Annotated in this window: 19 protein-coding genes; 14 read left to right on the forward strand and 5 right to left on the reverse strand. The window is 69.2% G+C overall.

What is annotated here, in order from left to right; all coding sequences use genetic code 11:
* The first annotated feature begins 13 nt into the window (after window positions 1-13).
* The 3 genes from pspAA to ACT1U9_RS22855 all read left to right on the forward strand — a co-directional run bounded on the left by pspAA (window position 14) and on the right by ACT1U9_RS22855 (window position 2,311).
* Entirely contained in the window at window positions 14-292 is a 279-nt protein-coding gene (gene pspAA, locus ACT1U9_RS22845) for a PspA-associated protein PspAA (protein ID WP_444534535.1), read from the forward strand.
* Between the two features lie 73 nt (window positions 293-365).
* On the forward strand, window positions 366-1,625 hold the full coding sequence (locus tag ACT1U9_RS22850) for a sensor histidine kinase (protein WP_444539223.1): 1,260 nt from the start codon (window positions 366-368) through the stop codon (window positions 1,623-1,625).
* Entirely contained in the window at window positions 1,622-2,311 is a 690-nt protein-coding gene (locus ACT1U9_RS22855; protein ID WP_444534536.1) for a response regulator, read from the forward strand. Before ACT1U9_RS22850 ends, ACT1U9_RS22855 begins: the two co-directional genes overlap by 4 nt.
* A 61-nt stretch (window positions 2,312-2,372) precedes the next feature.
* Here the strand turns inward: ACT1U9_RS22855 and nadA are convergent, their stop codons facing one another.
* Entirely contained in the window at window positions 2,373-3,560 is a 1,188-nt protein-coding gene (gene nadA, locus ACT1U9_RS22860) for a quinolinate synthase NadA (protein WP_444534537.1), read from the reverse strand.
* Between the two features lie 264 nt (window positions 3,561-3,824).
* On the opposite strand from nadA, the gene ACT1U9_RS22865 reads away from it, so the two are divergent.
* Window positions 3,825-4,181 carry an iron-sulfur cluster assembly accessory protein gene (locus ACT1U9_RS22865; protein WP_101387995.1) on the forward strand — a complete coding sequence of 119 codons (357 nt, stop codon included), beginning with the start codon at window positions 3,825-3,827 and terminating at the stop codon, window positions 4,179-4,181.
* An 85-nt stretch (window positions 4,182-4,266) separates the two neighbouring features.
* On the opposite strand, the gene ACT1U9_RS22870 is transcribed toward ACT1U9_RS22865, so the two are convergent.
* The gene (locus ACT1U9_RS22870; RefSeq protein WP_444534538.1) at window positions 4,267-5,790 is read right to left on the reverse strand and encodes a hypothetical protein; all 1,524 of its coding nucleotides are present in this window, start codon (window positions 5,788-5,790) and stop codon (window positions 4,267-4,269) included.
* 128 nt (window positions 5,791-5,918) lie between these two features.
* The gene (locus tag ACT1U9_RS22875; RefSeq protein WP_444534539.1) at window positions 5,919-6,125 is read right to left on the reverse strand and encodes a hypothetical protein; all 207 of its coding nucleotides are present in this window, start codon (window positions 6,123-6,125) and stop codon (window positions 5,919-5,921) included.
* A gap of 131 nt (window positions 6,126-6,256) precedes the next feature.
* Between ACT1U9_RS22875 and ACT1U9_RS22880 the strand changes: the two genes are divergently transcribed.
* A complete protein-coding gene (locus ACT1U9_RS22880) occupies window positions 6,257-7,231 on the forward strand; it encodes a carbohydrate kinase family protein (RefSeq protein WP_444534540.1) in 975 nt (324 codons plus the stop codon).
* A gap of 113 nt (window positions 7,232-7,344) precedes the next feature.
* Here ACT1U9_RS22880 and ACT1U9_RS22885 read toward each other — a convergent pair whose 3' ends face one another.
* The gene (locus ACT1U9_RS22885) at window positions 7,345-8,727 is read right to left on the reverse strand and encodes a cysteine desulfurase/sulfurtransferase TusA family protein (RefSeq protein WP_444534541.1); all 1,383 of its coding nucleotides are present in this window, start codon (window positions 8,725-8,727) and stop codon (window positions 7,345-7,347) included.
* 348 nt (window positions 8,728-9,075) lie between these two features.
* On the opposite strand from ACT1U9_RS22885, the gene ctaC reads away from it, so the two are divergent.
* The 4 genes from ctaC to ACT1U9_RS22905 all read left to right on the forward strand — a co-directional run bounded on the left by ctaC (window position 9,076) and on the right by ACT1U9_RS22905 (window position 13,568).
* Window positions 9,076-10,047, forward strand: coding sequence for an aa3-type cytochrome oxidase subunit II (gene ctaC / locus ACT1U9_RS22890; RefSeq protein WP_444534542.1), 972 nt, complete (start codon window positions 9,076-9,078; stop codon window positions 10,045-10,047).
* Entirely contained in the window at window positions 10,044-11,780 is a 1,737-nt protein-coding gene (ctaD, locus tag ACT1U9_RS22895) for an aa3-type cytochrome oxidase subunit I (protein ID WP_444534543.1), read from the forward strand. Before ctaC ends, ctaD begins: the two co-directional genes overlap by 4 nt.
* Window positions 11,777-12,175: a cytochrome c oxidase subunit 4 gene (locus tag ACT1U9_RS22900; RefSeq protein WP_188274055.1), complete on the forward strand. Its 399-nt coding sequence runs from the start codon at window positions 11,777-11,779 to the stop codon at window positions 12,173-12,175. Before ctaD ends, ACT1U9_RS22900 begins: the two co-directional genes overlap by 4 nt.
* 142 nt (window positions 12,176-12,317) lie before the next feature.
* On the forward strand, window positions 12,318-13,568 hold the full coding sequence (locus ACT1U9_RS22905; RefSeq protein WP_444534544.1) for an Ig-like domain-containing protein: 1,251 nt from the start codon (window positions 12,318-12,320) through the stop codon (window positions 13,566-13,568).
* Window positions 13,569-13,590: 22 nt separating this feature from the next.
* On the opposite strand, the gene ACT1U9_RS22910 is transcribed toward ACT1U9_RS22905, so the two are convergent.
* Complete coding sequence (locus ACT1U9_RS22910; RefSeq protein WP_444534545.1) at window positions 13,591-14,007, reverse strand: hypothetical protein; 417 nt, start codon at window positions 14,005-14,007, stop codon at window positions 13,591-13,593.
* A gap of 178 nt (window positions 14,008-14,185) precedes the next feature.
* Between ACT1U9_RS22910 and ctaE the strand changes: the two genes are divergently transcribed.
* The 5 genes from ctaE to trpD all read left to right on the forward strand — a co-directional run bounded on the left by ctaE (window position 14,186) and on the right by trpD (window position 19,549).
* Window positions 14,186-14,806 (forward strand): aa3-type cytochrome oxidase subunit III, encoded by a 621-nt coding sequence (gene ctaE, locus ACT1U9_RS22915; RefSeq protein ID WP_188274058.1) that lies wholly within the window; start codon window positions 14,186-14,188, stop codon window positions 14,804-14,806.
* Window positions 14,807-14,869: 63 nt separating this feature from the next.
* Entirely contained in the window at window positions 14,870-15,679 is an 810-nt protein-coding gene (gene qcrC, locus ACT1U9_RS22920; protein ID WP_444534546.1) for a cytochrome bc1 complex diheme cytochrome c subunit, read from the forward strand.
* Window positions 15,676-16,725 carry a cytochrome bc1 complex Rieske iron-sulfur subunit gene (qcrA, locus tag ACT1U9_RS22925; protein ID WP_444534547.1) on the forward strand — a complete coding sequence of 350 codons (1,050 nt, stop codon included), beginning with the start codon at window positions 15,676-15,678 and terminating at the stop codon, window positions 16,723-16,725. The genes qcrC and qcrA overlap by 4 nt, the downstream gene beginning before the upstream one ends.
* Window positions 16,722-18,350 (forward strand): cytochrome bc1 complex cytochrome b subunit, encoded by a 1,629-nt coding sequence (gene qcrB, locus ACT1U9_RS22930; RefSeq protein ID WP_444534548.1) that lies wholly within the window; start codon window positions 16,722-16,724, stop codon window positions 18,348-18,350. Before qcrA ends, qcrB begins: the two co-directional genes overlap by 4 nt.
* Before the next feature lie 134 nt (window positions 18,351-18,484).
* Window positions 18,485-19,549: an anthranilate phosphoribosyltransferase gene (trpD, locus tag ACT1U9_RS22935; protein WP_444534549.1), complete on the forward strand. Its 1,065-nt coding sequence runs from the start codon at window positions 18,485-18,487 to the stop codon at window positions 19,547-19,549.
* The last annotated feature ends 66 nt before the right edge of the window (window positions 19,550-19,615 follow it).

Here is a 19,615-nt window from a genome sequence, read left to right on the forward strand (position 1 = left end):
AGGAGGAGTCACCATGATCGTACGGATCATGGGGGAGGGGCAGTGGAAGCTGGCCGACGGCCACTTCGCCGAGCTGAACACGCTCGACGACGAACTGCTCGCCGAGATGGAGGCGGGTGACGAGGACGGCTTCCGCCGCACCCTCGGCGCCCTCCTGGACGCGGTCCGCCGCCTGGGCGAGCCCTTGCCGGACGACGCCCTGGAGCCCTCGGAGCTCATCCTCCCGGCCCCGGACGCGTCCCTGGACGAGGTCCGCCAGATGCTGAGCGACGACGGCCTGATTCCGGGCTGACCGAGGTACGGGGTTCGGGGCGCGGCCCCGACAGGGGAGTCCCCCGTACCGTGGACCCGTGACGCTCGCCCGTATGCACGCCTGGCTCAGAGCCCACCCCCTGGCAGGGGACGCGGGCCTGGCCACGGTCGTCCTCATCTGCATGATCGTCGGCTCCTTCGCCGACCCGCACGGCTCCAACGGCCCCGTCTTCGGCACCAGAACCCCCAGCGCCACCGCCCTCGTCCTGGTCACGCTGGGCTCGGCCGCGCTGGTCCTGCGCCGTCGCAACCCGCTGGCCGTGCTCGCCTGGACCAGCGCCGTCACCGTCGTCGACCTGCTCTCGGGCAACTCGCCCGCGCCCATCGCGATCAGCCCGGTCGTCGCGCTGTACACGGTCGCGGCTCACACCGACCGCGCCACCACGTACCGCGTCGGCACCGCCACCATGGCCGTTCTCACCGGCACCGCGATGTTCTTCGGGGACGCGCCCTGGTACGCCCAGGAGAACGTCGGCGTGCTCGCCTGGACGGGCCTGGCCGCCACCGCCGGGGACGCCGTGCGCAGCCGCCGGGCCATCGTCGAGTCGATCCGCGAGCGCGCCGAGCGGGCCGAGCGCACCCGGGAGGAGGAGGCCCGCCGCCGGGTCGCCGAGGAGCGCCTGCGCATCGCGCGCGACCTGCACGACGTCGTCGCGCACCACATCGCGCTGGTCAACGTGCAGGCCGGAGTCGCCGCGCACGTCATGGACAAGCGCCCCGACCAGGCCAAGGAAGCGCTCGCGCATGTACGCGAGGCCAGCCGCTCGGCGCTGAACGAACTGCGCGCCACCGTCGGCCTGTTGCGCCAGTCCGGCGACCCGGAGGCCCCCACCGAACCGGCCCCCGGCCTCGCGGTCCTGGACGACCTCCTGGACGCGGTGCGCCGCGCCGGGCTCCCGGTCGACCTCGCCCCCATCGACGCGGCCGTACGCGCCGGACTCCCGGCGGCCGTCGACCTCGCCGCGTACCGGGTGATCCAGGAAGCGCTCACCAACGTACGCAAACACGCGGGCCCCGACGCGAAGGCCGAGGTCAGCGTGGTGCGGGTGGGGCCCAACGCCGAGGTCACCGTCATCGACAACGGCACCGGGACCGATGGCGGCGACGGCGGCGGGCATGGTCTGCTCGGGATGCGCGAGCGGGTCAGCGCGCTCGGCGGCCGCCTCACCGCCGGACCCCGCTACGGCGGCGGCTTCCGGGTCCAGGCGATACTGCCGGTCAAGACGGCCGACACGGCCCGTACGGCGCGGACCCGCAAGGCGGCCGACACCGTCCGGACCGCGGCCGAGGGGCCGTGGGAAGGCAGCGCATGACGATCAGGGTGGTACTCGCCGACGACCAGGCGCTGCTGCGCTCCGCGTTCCGTGTCCTGGTCGACTCCGAGCCGGGGATGCAGGTGGTCGGGGAGGCGTCGGACGGCGCCGAGGCGGTCGCGGTGGCCCGGTCCGCCCGGGCCGACGTCGTCCTGATGGACATCCGGATGCCCGGCACGGACGGCCTCGCCGCCACCCGCATGATCAGCGAGGACCCCGAACTCGCCGGTGTGCATGTGGTGATGCTCACCACGTTCGAGGTCGACGAGTACGTGGTGCAGTCGCTGCGCGCCGGGGCCTCGGGCTTCCTCGGCAAGGGCGCCGAGCCGGACGAGCTCCTGAACGCCATCCGTATCGCGGCGGCAGGCGAGGCCCTGCTCTCGCCTGCGGCCACCAAGGGCCTGATCGCCACGTTCCTGGCCCAGGGCGGCACCTGGGACGGCTCGGGCGACCCACCGGGCGCCCACGGCGAGCGCCTGTCCGCCCTCACGGTGCGCGAGCGCGAAGTCCTCACCCAGGTCGCGGCGGGCCTCTCCAACGACGAGATCGCCGAACGCCTGGTGGTCAGCCCGCTCACGGTCAAGACCCACGTGAACCGGGCGATGGCGAAGCTGGGAGCACGCGACCGGGCCCAACTGGTCGTGATCGCTTACGAGTCGGGCTTGGTGCGCCCGAGGGTGGAGTAGCCGCGAACGCGGAAGGGCCGCTCCCTGCCGGGGGCGGCCCTTCCGCGTACGTACGTGCTGCCTACGGCAGCGCCAGCATCCGCTCAAGCGCCAGCTTCGCGAAGCTCTCCGTCTCCGCGTCCACCTGGATCTGGTTGATCAACTTGCCGTCCGCGAGGGACTCCAGGGCCCAGACCAGATGTGGCAGGTCGATCCGGTTCATGGTCGAGCAGAAGCAGACCGTCTTGTCGAGGAAGACGATCTCCTTGTCCTCCGCGGCGAATCGATTCGCCAGACGGCGGACGAGGTTCAGCTCCGTACCGATCGCCCACTTGGAACCGCGCGGCGCGGCCTCCAGGGCCTTGATGATGTACTCCGTCGAGCCCACGTAGTCGGCCGCCGCCACGACCTCGTGGCGGCACTCGGGGTGCACCAGGACGTTCACGCCCGGGATCCGCTCGCGTACGTCGTTCACCGACTCCACCGAGAACCGGCCGTGCACCGAGCAGTGGCCGCGCCACAGGATCATCTTGGCGTCGCGCAGCTGCTCGACGGTGAGGCCGCCGTTCGGCTTGTGCGGGTTGTAGAGCACGCAGTCGTCGAGCGACATCCCCATGTCGCGGACGGCGGTGTTGCGGCCCAGGTGCTGGTCCGGCAGGAAGAGCACCTTCTCGCCCTGCTCGAACGCCCACTCAAGGGCCTTCTTGGCGTTGGACGAGGTGCAGATCGTGCCGCCGTGCTTGCCCGTGAACGCCTTGATGTCGGCCGAGGAGTTCATGTACGAGACGGGCACGACCTGCTCGGCGATCCCGGCCTCGGTCAGCACGTCCCAGCACTCGGCGACCTGCTCGGCGGTGGCCATGTCGGCCATCGAGCAGCCCGCGGCGAGGTCCGGCAGCACGACCTTCTGGTCGTCGCCGGTCAGGATGTCCGCCGACTCGGCCATGAAGTGCACACCGCAGAAGACGATGTACTCCGCCTCCGGCTTCGCGGCGGCGTCCCGCGCCAGCTTGAAGGAGTCACCGGTGACGTCGGCGAACTGGATGACCTCGTCGCGCTGGTAGTGGTGGCCGAGCACGAAGACCTTGTCCCCGAGCTTCTCCTTGGCCGCGCGGGCGCGCGCCACGAGGTCGGGGTCGGAGGGGGACGGCAGGTCGCCGGGGCACTCCACACCGCGCTCGCTCCTGGGGTCGGCCTCGCGGCCGAGCAGCAGCAGAGCGAGCGGCGACGGCTGGACGTCGAGGTCCACACTGGTCTGGGCGGTGGTCACGTCACGCACCCTTTCTGTTCCGCAGACGAGTTTTCGTCTAAATGACGCTATCTATCATAACCGCTTCACGTCAGTTTGACGATGGCCATAGCGTCTATGTGACACATCCCCTTTCCGACGTTGTCCACAGGTCTTTTCCGGCCGGTCGCCGGGTATGCGAGCATGAAGGGGAGCCAAGACACACGCATGGCCCGGAATGAATCCGGGGCACCGCCGGTTTCACCGGTCGGCAAGCAGTCTCCGTACAACCCGGGAGAGAAGCAGATGTCCGTATCGGACGAGACCACCACTGTGAGCGACGGCATCCTCCTGTCCGACGCCGCTGCGGCCAAGGTCAAGGCCCTCCTTGACCAGGAAGGCCGGGAAGACCTGGCGCTGCGCGTCGCGGTCCAGCCCGGCGGCTGCTCCGGCCTGCGCTACCAGCTCTTCTTCGACGAGCGTTCGCTCGACGGCGATGTCGTCAAGGACTTCGGCGGCGTCAAGGTCGTCACCGACCGCATGAGCGCCCCGTACCTCGGCGGCGCCTCGATCGACTTCGTGGACACCATCGAGAAGCAGGGCTTCACGATCGACAACCCGAACGCGACGGGCTCCTGCGCCTGCGGCGACTCCTTCAGCTAAGAGCGCCGTACACCCTGCGTGAGATGGGCGGGGCCCCCGGATTCCTCCGGGGGCCCCGCCCATCTGTTTTCTCCATGTCAGGCGCTCAGTCCTTCGGCAGCGCCTGCCCGGTGTCCGCGTCCACGACCTGACGCGCCCCGAGCGTCTGGTGCAGGTCCACGGTGACGCTCTCCTTCTTGGCGAGCATCACGCAGATCTTCTTGGGGTCGTGATGCGCCACGCCCACCCGGACCCGTACGTCCTTGCCGCTCTCGTCGGCCGTCGCCGCGTAGGTGTCGCACACCCCGCCCCAGAAGCTGACGGTCAGCGTCCTGCCGTCCTGGCCGATCGCGTACGAGACCAGCGCCTGATGCCCGGCCGGAGACGGGTGGCCGGGGGGCTGGGGCACGGTGGTGCCGGTCCCGGACGGCGGCGCCGGCGGCTTGACCACGTACTGCGGGGCCACCGCCGCGGCCGTGATCGTGACCGGCTGCGCGGCGCCGGTCGGCTTCACCTGGAACAGCCACGACGGTACGAGCGTCTGCTGGCCGTCCACGTACTGGGCGGCCAGCCCGAACACCGCCTTGTCGATGGTCACCGTCGAGGGCGTGGGCTGCTTGCACGGCCGCATGGGGCCCTGCGGGTCACTCGGCAGCTTGCGCTGCGGGTCGCTGGCGAGCTTGCCCTTGGTGGGCTCGCCCTGGCTCTGGTCCCCGAGCGGCACCGGACCCGTGCAGTCCTTGCTCGCCGGGTGCTTGCCGCCCGAGCCGTTGAGCTGCTTCAGGGTGTCCTCGGCGCTCATCACGGGGTACGTGGCGCCCTTCTGCGGAGTCTTCAACTGGCCGCTGCCGCCGACCACTTGACCGTCGGGGCCGACCTGGACGCCGGTCGTCCAGCCGTACGTGGGCAGTCCGCCGATCACCGGATCCGCGTTGACCACCCGCACCGCGCCCATCAGCTGCGTCGCGTTCAGCTTGGCGTCGTCCTCGCCCAGCGCCTTCAGTACGGGCGCGGCCGCCTTCTCCGCGACCTGCTCGCTCACCGGCGGGCCGCCAGGGACGGCGGAGCCGGAGTCCGCGCCGGTGGTGTGCAGCGGACACATCATGCCCTTGGGGCAGTTGTCCGTGCCGCCGCTGCCGTACCGGTGGAACGTCCAGGAACCCGGGGCCTTCTGATTGACCGTCAGCACCGGTCCGGCGCCGTCCTTGACCACCCCGGTCTGCCAGACCCCGCCTTCCAGGTGCGGGGTGCCGTCCACGCCCAACGCCTTCGCCAGATCGGCCACTTCGGCCTCGCCGACCGTGCCGCTCGCCCGGTACACCGCCGCCTTGGCGGGGCCGTCCGGCAGCTTGCCGTCGGCGCGGTAGACCACCCCGTTGGGGTCGGGCTCGCCGGGGGCGATGCCCGGCCCGCCGCCGCTGCCGCTGTCGAGCGCCAGCGGCGGCGGGTTGGAGCCCGCGCCCGCCCCGGCCGCCTTGCCGTCGGCGGTCGAGCCGCCCGAGGCGGTGGACGCCCAGTACGCCCCGCCGCCGCCCGCGACCAGCACCGCGGCCGCGACCGAGGCGAGGACGAAGGGGGATCGTCGCGTCCGCCGCTGACGCGACTCTTCCTGCGTGTGCTCGCTGCTCACCGCATCGCTCCTGTCCAGTCGTATCCCGCATCCCCTTTACGGGGGACACGCCTTGGACGGAGCGGGGGAGCGCACGGTTCCCTTCGCGCGCTGCCCGACTGGCCCGACCGCCTTGGCGATCGCCCGGCTCAGTCCCCGTACTCGGACATACCGGAAATGAGCCGGACCGAGGCCGACGGCACCGACACCCCGTGGATCAGGGACGGCGGAACCGGAGCGGGCGCGGCCGCCGCCGGGACCACCCAGTGCGGCGCCATCCGAGCGCAGTCGCCGCGCAGCTCCGCGAGGCCCGGCTCGACGGACAGGACATCCCCGGTGCGCTTCATGGTTTCCATATTCCGCACCGTACGCATCAGGAACCATGCGAAAAAAGACCTACTATTGGGTAGTTTCCGCACTTCAGGGGAGCCCCTGCGACCCGGTAGCGTTAACTGTCAACAGTCCTCCACGCAGGAGTGTCCTAGCCGTGCGTATCGCTGTCACCGGCTCCATCGCCACCGACCACCTCATGACCTTCCCCGGCCGATTCGCCGACCAGCTGGTCGCCGATCAGCTGCACACGGTCTCCCTCTCGTTCCTGGTCGACAACCTCGACGTACGCCGTGGCGGCGTCGGCCCGAACATCTGCTTCGGCATGGGCCAGCTCGGCGGCCGTCCGATCCTGGTCGGCGCCGCGGGCTCCGACTTCGACGAGTACCGGGCCTGGCTGGACCGCCACGGGGTGGACACCGACTCGGTGCGGATCTCCGAGGTCCTGCACACCGCCCGGTTCGTCTGCACCACGGACGCCGACCACAACCAGATCGGCTCCTTCTACACGGGCGCGATGAGCGAGGCCCGCCAGATCGAGCTCCACTCGGTCGCCGAGCGCGTGGGCGGCCTGGACCTGGTCCTCATCGGCGCGGACGACCCCGAGGCGATGCTGCGCCACACCGAGGAGTGCAAGGCCCGCGCGATCCCGTTCGCGGCCGACTTCTCCCAGCAGATCGCCCGGATGTCGGGCGACGACATCCAGACGCTGCTCGAAGGCGCGAAGTACCTCTTCTCGAACGAGTACGAGAAGGGGCTCATCGAGACCAAGACCGGCTGGAGCGACGCCGAGATCCTGGCCAAGGTCGACTACCGGGTCACCACGCTCGGCTCGCGCGGCGTCCGCATCGAGCAGGTCGGGGCCGACCCGATCGAGGTCGGCTGCCCGGAGGAGGACGCGAAGGTCGACCCGACGGGTGTGGGCGACGCGTTCCGCGCGGGCTTCCTGTCCGGCCTGTCCTGGGGCGTCGGCCACGAGCGCGCCGCGCAGGTCGGCTGCATGCTGGCGACGCTGGTGATCGAAACCCTCGGCACCCAGGAGTACCAGCTCCGGCGCGCCCACTTCATGGACCGCTTCACGAAGGCGTACGGGGTCGACGCCGCCGACGAGGTGCGCGCTCACCTCGGCTGACGCCGGGACGACTACTCGTCTGCCTTGCTCGCGCCGCTGTCGACTGCGGGTGTGCGGGGGGCTGGTCGCGCAGTTCCCCGCGCCCCTGAAAAGCCGGGGCTGCGCCCGGCCCCCTAGCTCACCCGGCGCACCACGTAAGCCGAGCCCCGTTCCCGCGCCTCCTCGCCCACGTACTCCTGCCCCCGCATCTCGCACCACGCCGGGATGTCGAGCCGGGCCGCCTCGTCGTCGGCCAGGACCGTGACGGTGCCGCCGACCGGCACGTCGCCGATCACCTTCGCCAGCTCGATCACCGGAATGGGGCAGCGCCGACCGAGCGCGTCCACGGTCAGATCGCCGGACGGGGCCGCGGGCGCGGGGGACGGCACCGGCGCGCCCAACTTCTCGCGTACGGACGCGACCACCCCCGGTAGCACCTCCAGGAACCGGTCCACGTCCGCCTCCGCCGTCCCCGTCGGCAGCGACACCCGTACGTTCCCCTCGCTCAGCACCCCCATCGCCCGCAGCACATGGCTGGGCGTCAGCGTGCTGCTCGTACACGACGAACCGGAGGAAACGGAGAAATCCACCCGGTCCAGCTCGTGCAGCAGAGTCTCTCCGTCGACATAGAGACAGGAGAAGGTGACCAGATGCGGCAGCCGCCGCGCCGGGTCGCCGACCACCTCCACGTCCGGGACGAGCTGCGGCACCCGCGCGCGGATCCGGTCGACCAGGGCCCGCAGCCGTACCGACTCGGCCGCCGCCTCCGCCCGGACCGCCCGCAGCGACGCCGCGGCCGCCACGATCGCCGGGATGTTCTCGAAGCCGGGCGCCCGGCCCGACTCGCGCTCGTCGGCCGGGCCTTGCGGGGCGAACCGGACGCCCTTGCGGACCGCGAGGAGCCCGACCCCCGCCGGACCGCCCCACTTGTGCGCGCTCGCGGCGAGCAGCGACCAGCCCGCGTCCACCGGGCCCCAGCCCAGCGACTGGGCCGCGTCCACCAGGAGCGGCACCCCGGCCGCCCGGCATGCCTCGGCGACCTCGGCCACCGGCTGGAGAGTCCCCACCTCGTGGTTGGCGGACTGGAGGCACGCGAGCGCGGTGTCGGGGCGCAGGGCGGCGGCGTACGCGCCGGGGGAGACTGCTCCGCTCCGGTCGACCGGGACCTCGGTCATCGTCCCGCCGTCCGCCTCCAGGGCCCCGCCCGCGTGCAGTACGGAGGAGTGCTCGACCGCCGACACGACCAGATGGCGGCCGACACGCCGGCGCCCGGCAAGGCTTCCGTAAATTCCGGCGTGCACCGCGCGTGTTCCCGAAGGGGTGAACACGAGCTCGTCCGGACGGCAGCCGACGGCCTCGGCGGCGGCCTCCCTGGCGGCGTCCAGGAGGAGTCGGGCCCGGCGCCCCTCGCGGTAGAGCCGGGCCGGGTCGGACCAGCCCTCGTCCAGGGCGGCCAGCAGGGCCTGGCGGGCCACGGGGTGCAGCGGAGCGGATGAGGCAGCGTCGAAGTAGGGCACCCGGTCACGCTAACCCCGGCGGGATCCTCCGCTGGGAGCGGCCGTTGGGCGGCTGCGGGCCGTCTCTGGCTGGTCGCGCCCACGCGGCGGAGCCGCATGTGTCACAGCCCCGCGCCCCTTTGGGGCACGCAAACACCCGTCAGATACCCGCCCGGAGGCCCGTATTCCACCCCTTCGGGGGCCCGGGCGGCGCGTTGGGCACCCTCCCCGCGCGACCCCAAATAGCGTCCAGTAGGGTTTGGTCCGCATAAACATCCAAACCCCTGCCCGCGGCCAGGGCGGCGACCGACCAGCGAGACGGACGGCCGTAGCCGGCCGGCGCGGGCGAGACTCTCGGGAAGGCGCTACGTGAGTCCCAACGGCTCCGACCGCTCGTCGCGGCGCCCGATGCGGCGGAAGCTGCTGCAGGTGCTGACCGCGGGCCTGGTCCTGGCTACCGCCTCCGGTTGCTCGTACAACTGGAAAGACTTCCCTCGCCTCGGTATGCCCACCCCGGTGACGGAGGAGGCTCCGCGGATCCTCTCCCTCTGGCAGGGTTCGTGGGCGGCCGCGCTCGCCACGGGCGTGCTGGTCTGGGGCCTGATCCTGTGGAGTGTCATCTTCCACAGGCGCAGCCGCACCAAGGTCGAGGTACCTCCGCAGACCCGGTACAACATGCCGATCGAGGCGCTGTACACGGTCGTCCCCCTCATCATCGTCTCGGTGCTCTTCTACTTCACCGCGCGTGATGAGTCGAAGCTCCTTGCTCTCTCCCCGAAGCCGGCGCACACGGTCAACGTGGTCGGCTACCAGTGGAGCTGGGGCTTCAACTACATCGAGGACGTGGACGGCAACCCGGCCACGGGCGACGCCGCGAAGTCCAAGGAGCTGTCCGCCATTCCGGACCGCTTCACCAAGGACTTCCCGGCCGGCGCCGACGGCGTCTACGACGTCGGTATCCCCGGCACGCGGAACCCGCAGACCGGAAACCCCGGGCCCACCCTGTGGCTGCCCAAGGGCGAGAAGGTCCGCTTCGTGCTGACGTCCCGTGACGTCATCCACTCCTTCTGGGTGGTCCCCTTCCTGATGAAGCAGGACGTCATTCCGGGGCACACCAACTCCTTCGAGGTGACCCCGACCCAGGAGGGCACCTTCCTCGGCAAGTGCGCCGAGCTGTGCGGTGTCGACCACTCCCGGATGCTCTTCAACGTGAAGGTCGTCTCCCCGGAGCGCTACCAGCAGCACCTCAAGGAGCTGGCGGCGAAGGGCCAGACCGGCTACGTGCCGGCGGGCATCGCTCAGACCGACCCCGCCAAGAACGCGGAGACGAACAAACTGTGAGCATCCTCAACGAATCTCAGGGTGCCGCGGCAGCAGACGACTCGTACGAGAACGAGCTGCCGGTCCGGCGCAAGCAGCCGGGAAGCGTCGTCGTGAAGTGGCTGACCACCACTGACCACAAGACGATCGGCACGATGTATCTGGTCACGTCGTTCGTGTTCTTCTGCATCGGCGGTGTGATGGCGCTCCTCATGCGCGCCGAACTCGCCCGTCCGGGCACGCAGATCATGTCGAACGAGCAGTTCAACCAGGCGTTCACGATGCACGGCACGATCATGCTGCTGATGTTCGCGACGCCGCTGTTCGCCGGATTCGCGAACTGGATCATGCCGCTGCAGATCGGCGCGCCCGACGTGGCGTTCCCGCGGCTGAACATGTTCGCCTACTGGCTCTACCTGTTCGGCTCGACCATCGCGGTCGGTGGCTTCCTCACCCCGCAGGGCGCGGCCGACTTCGGCTGGTTCGCCTACTCCCCGCTGTCGGACGCGGTCCGCTCGCCGGGCGTCGGCGCCGACATGTGGATCATGGGTCTGGCCTTCTCCGGCTTCGGCACGATCCTCGGCTCGGTCAACTTCATCACCACGATCATCTGCATGCGCGCTCCGGGCATGACGATGTTCCGTATGCCGATCTTCGTGTGGAACGTCCTGCTGACCGGTGTGCTGGTCCTGCTGGCCTTCCCGGTCCTCGCGGCCGCGCTGTTCGCCCTGGAGGCGGACCGCAAGTTCGGTGCCCATATCTTCGACGCCCAAAACGGCGGCGCACTACTGTGGCAACACCTCTTCTGGTTCTTCGGCCATCCAGAGGTGTACATCATCGCGTTGCCATTCTTCGGAATCATTTCCGAAGTCATTCCGGTGTTCTCCAGAAAGCCGATGTTCGGCTACATGGGCCTGGTCGGCGCGACGATCGCCATCGCCGGTCTCTCCGTGACCGTGTGGGCCCACCACATGTACGTCACGGGCGGCGTGCTCCTGCCGTTCTTCTCGTTCATGACGTTCCTCATCGCGGTACCGACCGGTGTGAAGTTCTTCAACTGGATCGGCACGATGTGGAAGGGCTCGCTGTCCTTCGAGACACCGATGCTCTGGGCCGTCGGCTTCCTGATCACCTTCACCTTCGGTGGTCTGACCGGCGTCATCCTGGCCTCGCCGCCGATGGACTTCCACGTCTCCGACTCGTACTTCGTCGTCGCGCACTTCCACTACGTCATCTTCGGCACCGTGGTGTTCGCGATGTTCTCCGGATTCCACTTCTGGTGGCCGAAGTTCACCGGCAAGATGCTGGACGAGCGCCTGGGCAAGATCACCTTCTGGACGCTGTTCGTGGGCTTCCACGGCACGTTCCTGGTGCAGCACTGGCTCGGTGCCGAGGGCATGCCGCGTCGTTACGCGGACTACCTCGCCGCCGACGGCTTCACCGCGCTGAACACGATCTCGACCATCAGCTCCTTCCTGCTCGGCCTGTCGATCCTGCCGTTCCTGTACAACGTCTGGAAGACCGCCAAGTACGGCAAGAAGATCGAGGTCGACGACCCGTGGGGCTACGGCCGTTCGCTCGAATGGGCGACGTCGTGCCCGCCGCCGCGGCACAACTTCCTCACCCTGCCGCGTATTCGCTCCGAATCCCCGGCGTTCGACCTGCACCACCCGGAGATCGCGGCTCTCGACCAGCTCGAGAACCACGGCCACGGTGACAAGGCCCTCGCCGGCGGCAAGGAGGCGGGCAAGTGAAGATCCAGGGCAAGATGTTCCTCTGGCTCTCCGTCTTCATCCTGATCATGGCCGTCGTGTACGGCGTGTGGTCGAAGGAGCCGGCCGGTGCGACCGCTCTCGTGATGGCCTTCGGCCTGAGCGTGATGATCGGCTTCTACCTGGCCTTCACGGCCCGACGGGTCGACGCGGGCGCGCAGGACGACAAGGAGGCCGATGTCGCGGACGACGCCGGTGAGCTGGGATTCTTCTCCCCGCACAGCTGGCAGCCGCTCTCGCTGGCGGTGGGTGGCGCGCTCGCCTTCCTCGCCATCGCGATGGGCTGGTGGCTGCTGTACTTCTCGGCGCCGCTGATCGTGGTCGGCATCTACGGCTGGGTGTTCGAGTACTACCGCGGTGAGAACCAGAACCAGTAGTTCCGCCGCAGTACTTGTGAGGACCCCCATGGCTCGTTCCGAGCCGTGGGGGTCCTCACGTTTTCTGCGCCGTCCGGGTGAGGGCGGCCCGTTTGCAGTCATACCGCGCGCTGAATATGACTATTTTTCATAACGTGTGGTCATGAGTCACGCACCGCGTACCCGTACCGTCCTTGGCTGCACCCTGCTGGTCGTGTCCCTCGGGGCGGGCGCCGGCGCGTGCGGCAGGTCCGACAGCAACCCGCTCTCGGCCAAGCCGTACGACGCGGCCGGCCAGGTCGTCTACAACGGTCCGGCGGGCAGCGCGAAGGCGGATCCGGAGCGCCCCCTGGAGATCTCCGCCAGGGGCAACGGCCGCCTCACGGACGTGACGGCCGCGGACGCCCAGGGCCGCTATCTGGCGGGCGAACTGGACGGCGACGGCCACCGCTGGCACTCCACCGCCCCGCTGGTGGCCGGCACCCACTACACGGTCGTGGTCTCCACGGAGGACTCCGACGGCTCTCCCGGCCGCCGTACGCTGACGTTCGACACGGCGGCGCCCAAAGATGCCGTGAAGGTCGAATTCGGCCCGGACGCGGGCAAGTACGGCGTCGGACAGCCCATCACGGCCGAACTCAGCAAGCCGGTCAAGGACAAGGCGGCCCGCGCCATCGTCGAACGCGCGCTCAAGGTCGAGTCCACGCCCAAGGTCGAGGGCAACTGGTACTGGGTCGACGACAAGATGCTCCACTACCGGCCCAAGGACTACTGGCCGACGGACGCCACCATCAGGGTCTCCTCGCGCCTGGAGGGCGTGAAAATCGCCAACAAGCTCTACGGCGGCGCCGCGCACCCCCTGAAGATCACCACGGGCGACCGGATCGAGGCCATCACGGACGCCTCGTCGCACTACATGACGGTCAAACGCAACGGAGAAGTGATCAATACCATTCCGGTGACCACCGGCAAGCCGGGCTTTTCCACCCGTAACGGCGTCAAGGTGGTCCTCGGCAAGCAGTACTTCGTACGGATGCGCGGGGAGACCGTCGGCATCTCGGCGAGCAGCTCGGACGGGTACGACCTGCCCGTCTACTACGCCACGCGGGTCACCTGGAGCGGTGAATACGTGCACGCCGCGCCCTGGTCGGTCGGCTCGCAGGGCTCCGAGAACGTCAGCCACGGCTGTACGGGCATGTCCACCGGCAACGCGGCCTGGTTCTACGAGACCGTGACCGAGGGCGACATCGTCAAGGTCGTCAACAGCATCGGCGAGGACATGACGCCCTTCGACAACGGCTTCGGCGACTGGAACGTCGAGTGGGACAAGTGGCGCAAGGGCAGCGTGCTCCAGGCCGACCTGAAGGCCGGGCAGAGCAAGCTGAACTCCGCCCGGCTGCGGCCGCAGGTCTGAGGGCCCGGTGGGGGGACTGGGGTCAGCCCCGGGCGGCCACCGCGCCGTCGGGGCGGCGGGAGCGGAGCAGGGCGGCCAGTGCGGCCGCGAACTCGACCGGGTCGACCGGGAGGGTCACCGCGGCGTCCGCACGGCTCCAGGTGGCCAGCCAGGCGTCCTGCGGGCGCCCCATGAGCAGCAGCACGGGCGGGCACTGGAAGATCTCGTCCTTGATCTGCCGGCAGATGCCCATGCCGCCCGCCGGGACGGCCTCCCCGTCGAGCACGCACACATCGATGCCGCCGCGGTCCAGCTCCTTGAGGACGGCCTGTGGCGTCGCGCACTCCAGGAAGGTCACCGGGGGAACATCGGAGGCGGGCCTGCGTCCGGCGGCGAGCCGCACCTGCTCGCGGGTGCTCGCGTCGTCGCTGTAGACAAGTACGGTGGCGCTCGAATGCATTGTTCCTCCGAATCGACGGCGGTACGGGCTCGGGAGCCGATGCGCGGATGCTACTCCGTCCGACACCCTGTCAACACCGGTTCCGCGAGCGCCCGGATGGGCCGTTCGAGCAGGACACGGGGCGCGGACACACCGAACGGCACCCCCCGGAGTGAGCGCGAGATAAGCGACCGACATAATGTCGGTCGTGGCGACAGCAACGACAGTAGAAACCGGGCACGCGCACCCGTCGGTCAATCGGCCGAACCTCACCAGCGTCGGAACCATCATCTGGCTGAGTTCCGAGCTGATGTTCTTCGCGGCCCTCTTCGCGATGTACTTCACCCTGCGATCGGTGACGGGTGCCGAGCACTGGAAGGAAATGGCGTCCTCGCTGAACCTTCCGTTCTCGGCGACGAACACCACGATCCTGGTGCTCTCCTCTCTCACCTGCCAGCTCGGCGTCTTCGCCGCCGAGCGGGGCGACGTGAAGAAGCTGCGCACCTGGTTCACGATCACGTTCGTGATGGGTGCGATCTTCATCGGAGGCCAGGTCTTCGAGTACACCGAGCTGGTGAAGAAGGACGGCCTCTCGCTGTCCTCCGACCCGTACGGCTCGGTGTTCTACCTGACCACCGGCTTCCACGGCATGCATGTGACGGGCGGTCTGATCGCCTTCCTGCTGGTCCTCGGCAGGACCTACGCGGCCAAGAGGTTCACCCACGAACAGGCAACCGCCGCCATCGTCGTGTCCTACTACTGGCACTTCGTCGATGTCGTCTGGATCGGCCTCTTCGCCACGATCTACCTGATCAAGTAATCGGGCCCGCAGGCCCGAACCCATCCCGCATCGACGCAGAAGATCCTGACACCGGGGTAATCCGTGAAAAAGCTCTCCGCACGACGACGCCATCCGCTGGCGGCGCTCGTCGTCCTACTCCTCGCGCTGGCGGCCACCGGGGGGCTGTACGCCGCGTTCGCGCCCGCGGACAAGGCGAAGGCCGACGAAACCGCCCAGTCCCTCGCCATCGACGAGGGCAAGAAGCTCTACTCCGTCGGCTGCGCCAGCTGCCACGGAACCGGCGGTCAGGGCACCTCTGACGGTCCCTCGCTGGTCGGCGTCGGCTCCGCCGCCGTGGACTTCCAGGTCGGCACCGGCCGTATGCCGGCGCAGCAGCCCGGCGCGCAGGTGCCGAAGAAGAAGGTCATCTACACGCAGGCAGAGATCGACCAGCTCTCCGCGTACGTCGCGTCCCTCGGCGCCGGCCCGATCAAGCCGACCGAGAAGCAGTACAGCCCGGACGGTGCGGACATCGCCAAGGGTGGCGAGCTGTTCCGTACCAACTGCGCCCAGTGCCACAACTTCTCCGGCAAGGGCGGTGCGCTGACGCACGGCAAGTTCGCCCCCAGCCTTGAGGGCGTGACACCCAAGCACCTCTACGAGGCCATGCAGACCGGCCCGCAGAACATGCCGTCGTTCCCCGACACGACGATGCCGCAGAAGCAGAAGCAGGACATCATCGCGTACCTGGACGCTGTGAACAGCGAGAAGACCGCCAGCCCCGGCGGCCTTGAGCTGGGTGGCCTCGGCCCGGTCAGCGAGGGCCTGTTCGCCTGGATCTTCGGTCTGGGTGCCCTCATCGCAGTTGCCATCTGGATCGCGGCCCACTCCGCTAAGGCCAAGAAGTCATGAGTAGCCAAGACAATTCCGAGAACCTGCCCAGCGAGCAGGACCCCGAGCACGGCTCGGTAGAGCGCGCCCGCGACCCGTTCGCGGACCCGGGGCTGCCGCCCCACCGCCCGCGCGTCCAGGACATCGACGAGGCGGCCGCAAGGCGCTCCGAGAACGTGGTCGCCGGCCTCTTCGCGCTGTCGATGATCGCGACGGTCGGCTTCATCGCGTCGTTCGTGATCTTCCCGATCGACAAGATCGTCTACATCTTCCCGTTCGGGCACGTCAGCGCGCTGAACTTCTCCCTGGGTCTGACCCTGGGTGTCGCGCTGTTCTGCATCGGCGCCGGCGCGGTCCACTGGGCCCGCACGCTGATGTCGGACGAGGAGATGTCGGACGAGCGCCACGAGATCGCGGCGCCGCCGGAGGTCCGCGAGAAGGTCATGCAGGACTGGGCGGACGGCGTCCGCGAGTCCGGCTTCGGCCGCCGCAAGCTGATCCGCAACACCATGTACGGCGCGCTGGCCATGGTGCCGCTCGCCGGTGTGGTGCTCCTGCGCGACCTGGGCACGCTGCCCGAGGACAAGCTGCGCAAGACGATGTGGGCCAAGGGCAAGGCCCTCATCAACATGAACACCAACGAGCCGCTGCGTCCCGAGGACGTCGCGGTCGGCTCGCTGACCTTCGCCAAGCCCGAGGGCCTGGAGGAGGACCAGCACGACTTCCAGACCCAGATCGCCAAGGCGGCCCTGATGATCGTCCGGCTGCAGCCGGAGAACATCAAGGACAAGCGCGAGCTGGAGTGGTCGCACCAGGGCATCGTGGCGTTCTCGAAGATCTGCACCCACGTCGGTTGCCCGATCAGCCTGTACGAGCAGCAGACCCACCACGTGCTCTGCCCGTGCCACCAGTCCACCTTCGACCTCTCCGACGGGGCCCGCGTCATCTTCGGCCCGGCCGGTCACGCTCTGCCGCAGCTGCGGATCGGCGTGAACAGCGAGGGTTACCTCGAAGCGCTCGGCGACTTCGAAGAGCCCGTCGGTCCTGCCTTCTGGGAGCGCGGATGAGCACCACCACCACTGACGAGCGGCGCGAGCCCGGGAACGGCGAGAAGTTCGCCGACTGGGCCGACGGTCGGCTGGGTATCTACACCCTCGCCAAGACCAACATGCGCAAGATCTTTCCGGACCACTGGTCCTTCATGCTCGGCGAGATCTGCATGTACAGCTTCATCATCATCATCCTCACGGGTGTGTATCTGACGCTGTTCTTCCACCCGAGCATGAACGAGGTCGTCTACGACGGCTCCTACGTTCCGCTCCAGGGCGTGCAGATGTCCGAGGCGTTCAACTCGACCATGCACATCAGCTTCGAGGTGCGCGGTGGTCTGCTGATCCGGCAGATCCACCACTGGGCGGCGCTGATCTTCCTCGCGGCGATGTTCGTGCACATGATGCGCGTCTTCTTCACGGGCGCGTTCCGCAAGCCGCGCGAGGTCAACTGGCTCTTCGGCTTCCTGCTGTTCTTCTGCGGCATGTTCACCGGCTTCACCGGCTACTCCCTGCCGGACGACCTGCTCTCGGGCACCGGTGTCCGCTTCATGGAGGGCGCCGTCCTCGGTGTCCCGGTCGTGGGTACGTACCTGTCGTTCTTCATCTACGGCGGCGAGTTCCCCGGCGGCGACTTCGTGGCCCGGTTCTACTCGGTCCACATCCTGCTGCTGCCCGGCATCATGCTCGGCCTGATGATCACTCACCTGATCCTGGTCTTCTACCACAAGCACACCCAGTTCGCGGGTCCCGGCCGCACCAACAAGAACGTCGTGGGCGCGCCGCTGCTGCCCGTCTACACGGCCAAGGCCGGTGGCTTCTTCTTCCTGATCTTCGGTGTCATCGCGGTCATCGCGGCGGTCGCCTCGATCAACCCGATCTGGGCCATCGGCCCGTACCGCCCGGACCAGGTGTCCACCGGCGCCCAGCCCGACTGGTACATGGGCTTCGCCGAAGGCCTGATCCGAGTGATGCCGGGCTGGGAGATCAACGCCTGGGGCCACACGCTGGTCCTCGGTGTGTTCATCCCGCTGGTGATCTTCCCGCTGGTGCTGTTCGCGATCGCGGCCTACCCGTTCATCGAGGCCTGGATCACCAAGGACAAGCGCGAGCACCACATCGCCGACCGCCCGCGCAACGCTCCGGTGCGCACCGGCATCGGCGTGGCCTGGATCACCGCGTACATGGTGATGCTGGTCGGCGGTGGCAACGACCTGTGGGCGACCAACTTCCACCTGTCGCTGAACGCCATCACCTGGTTCGTCCGGATCGCGTTCTTCGCCGGCCCGGTCGTCGCGTTCATCATCACCAAGCGGATCTGCCTGGGCCTCCAGCGCCGGGACGCCGAGAAGGTGCTGCACGGTCGCGAGACCGGCGTCATCAAGCGGCTGCCGCACGGTGAGTTCATCGAGGTCCACGAGCCGCTCGACGCGGGCCAGCTGTACAAGCTCACCGCGCACGAGCAGACCCGTCCGCACGAGCTGCCCGCGGCGGTCGACGAGAACGGTGTCAAGCGCAAGGTCTCCGCGATGGAGAAGCTGCGCGTCAAGCTCCACAAGGGCTACTTCGGCGAGCAGAGCCAGATCGCCAAGCCGAGTGCCGAGGAGTTCGAGGAGATCACCAGCGGCCACGGCCACCACTGATCCCTTCCCAGCGGTATCGCTGTACGCCACACAGCACAGGGCCCCGTCCACGCGATGGACGGGGCCCTTCGCCGTCCCCGGGGCTGGATAGGGTGTTCCCATCCCATACCCGTAGATGGACCCAGGAGTGGACCATGAACGTTGTGACCCCGGTCGGCGGCGACAGCGTGGCGGCCTACTCCTGGCCGGGCGTACTGGACGCACTGCTCAGCGGCACCGACCAGAGCGCGGACGCCACCGCCTGGGCGATGGACCGGATCATGCGCGGCGAGGCGAGCGACGCGCAGATCGCCGCCTTCATGGTGGCCCTGCGGGCCAAGGGCGAGACGGTCGCCGAGATCACCGGCATGGTCCGGGCGATGTACGAGCACGCCAATCTGATCGAGGTCCCCGGCCCGACCGTGGACATCGTCGGCACCGGCGGCGACGGCGCCAAGACCGTCAACATCTCCACCATGTCCGCGATCGTGGTGGCGGGCACCGGCGCGAAGGTCGTCAAGCACGGCAACCGGGCCGCGTCCTCGGCCAGCGGCGCCTCCGACGTCCTGGAGAAGCTCGGCGTCAATCTGAACCTCACCCCCCGCCGGGTGGTCGAGGTGGCCGAGCAGGCGGGCATCACGTTCTGCTTCGCCGTGACGTTCCACCCCGCGCTGCGCTACGTGGCCCCCGCGCGCCGCGAGCTCGGCATCCGCACCACCTTCAACTTCCTGGGCCCGCTGACCAATCCGGCCCGGGTGAAGGCCCAGGCCACCGGGGTCGCGGACGCGCGGGTGGCGCCGATCGTGGCCGGGGTGCTCGCCGAGCGCGGCTCCTCCGCGCTGGTCTTCCGCGGCGACGACGGCCTCGACGAGCTGACGACCACCGCGACCTCGCGGGTCTGGATCGTGCGGGACGGCGCCGTGCGCGAGGAGCCCTTCGACCCGAGGGACGTGGGCATCGACCTGGTGCCGGTCGAGGCGCTGCGCGGCGCGGACGCCTCGTACAACGCGGACGTGGCCAGACGGCTGCTCGCGGGGGAGAGAGGGCCGGTGCGGGACGCGGTGCTGCTCAACTCGGCGGCGGCCCTGGTCGCCCTGGAGCCGGGCGAGGGCACTCTGGTCGAGCAGATCCGGGCCAAGATCGACAAGGCGGCCGAGGCGGTGGACTCGGGCGCGGCTCGCCGCACCCTGGAGCGCTGGGTCGCGGCGAGCAACGCGTAGATCCGAAGCGGTCCCGTACGAGTGTGACGCAAGGCGCGGTCCGGATGCCGGACTGCGCCTTGCGCG

The organism is Streptomyces sp. BR1 (assembly GCF_052373795.1).
In the GTDB taxonomy this organism is placed as follows: domain Bacteria; phylum Actinomycetota; class Actinomycetes; order Streptomycetales; family Streptomycetaceae; genus Streptomyces.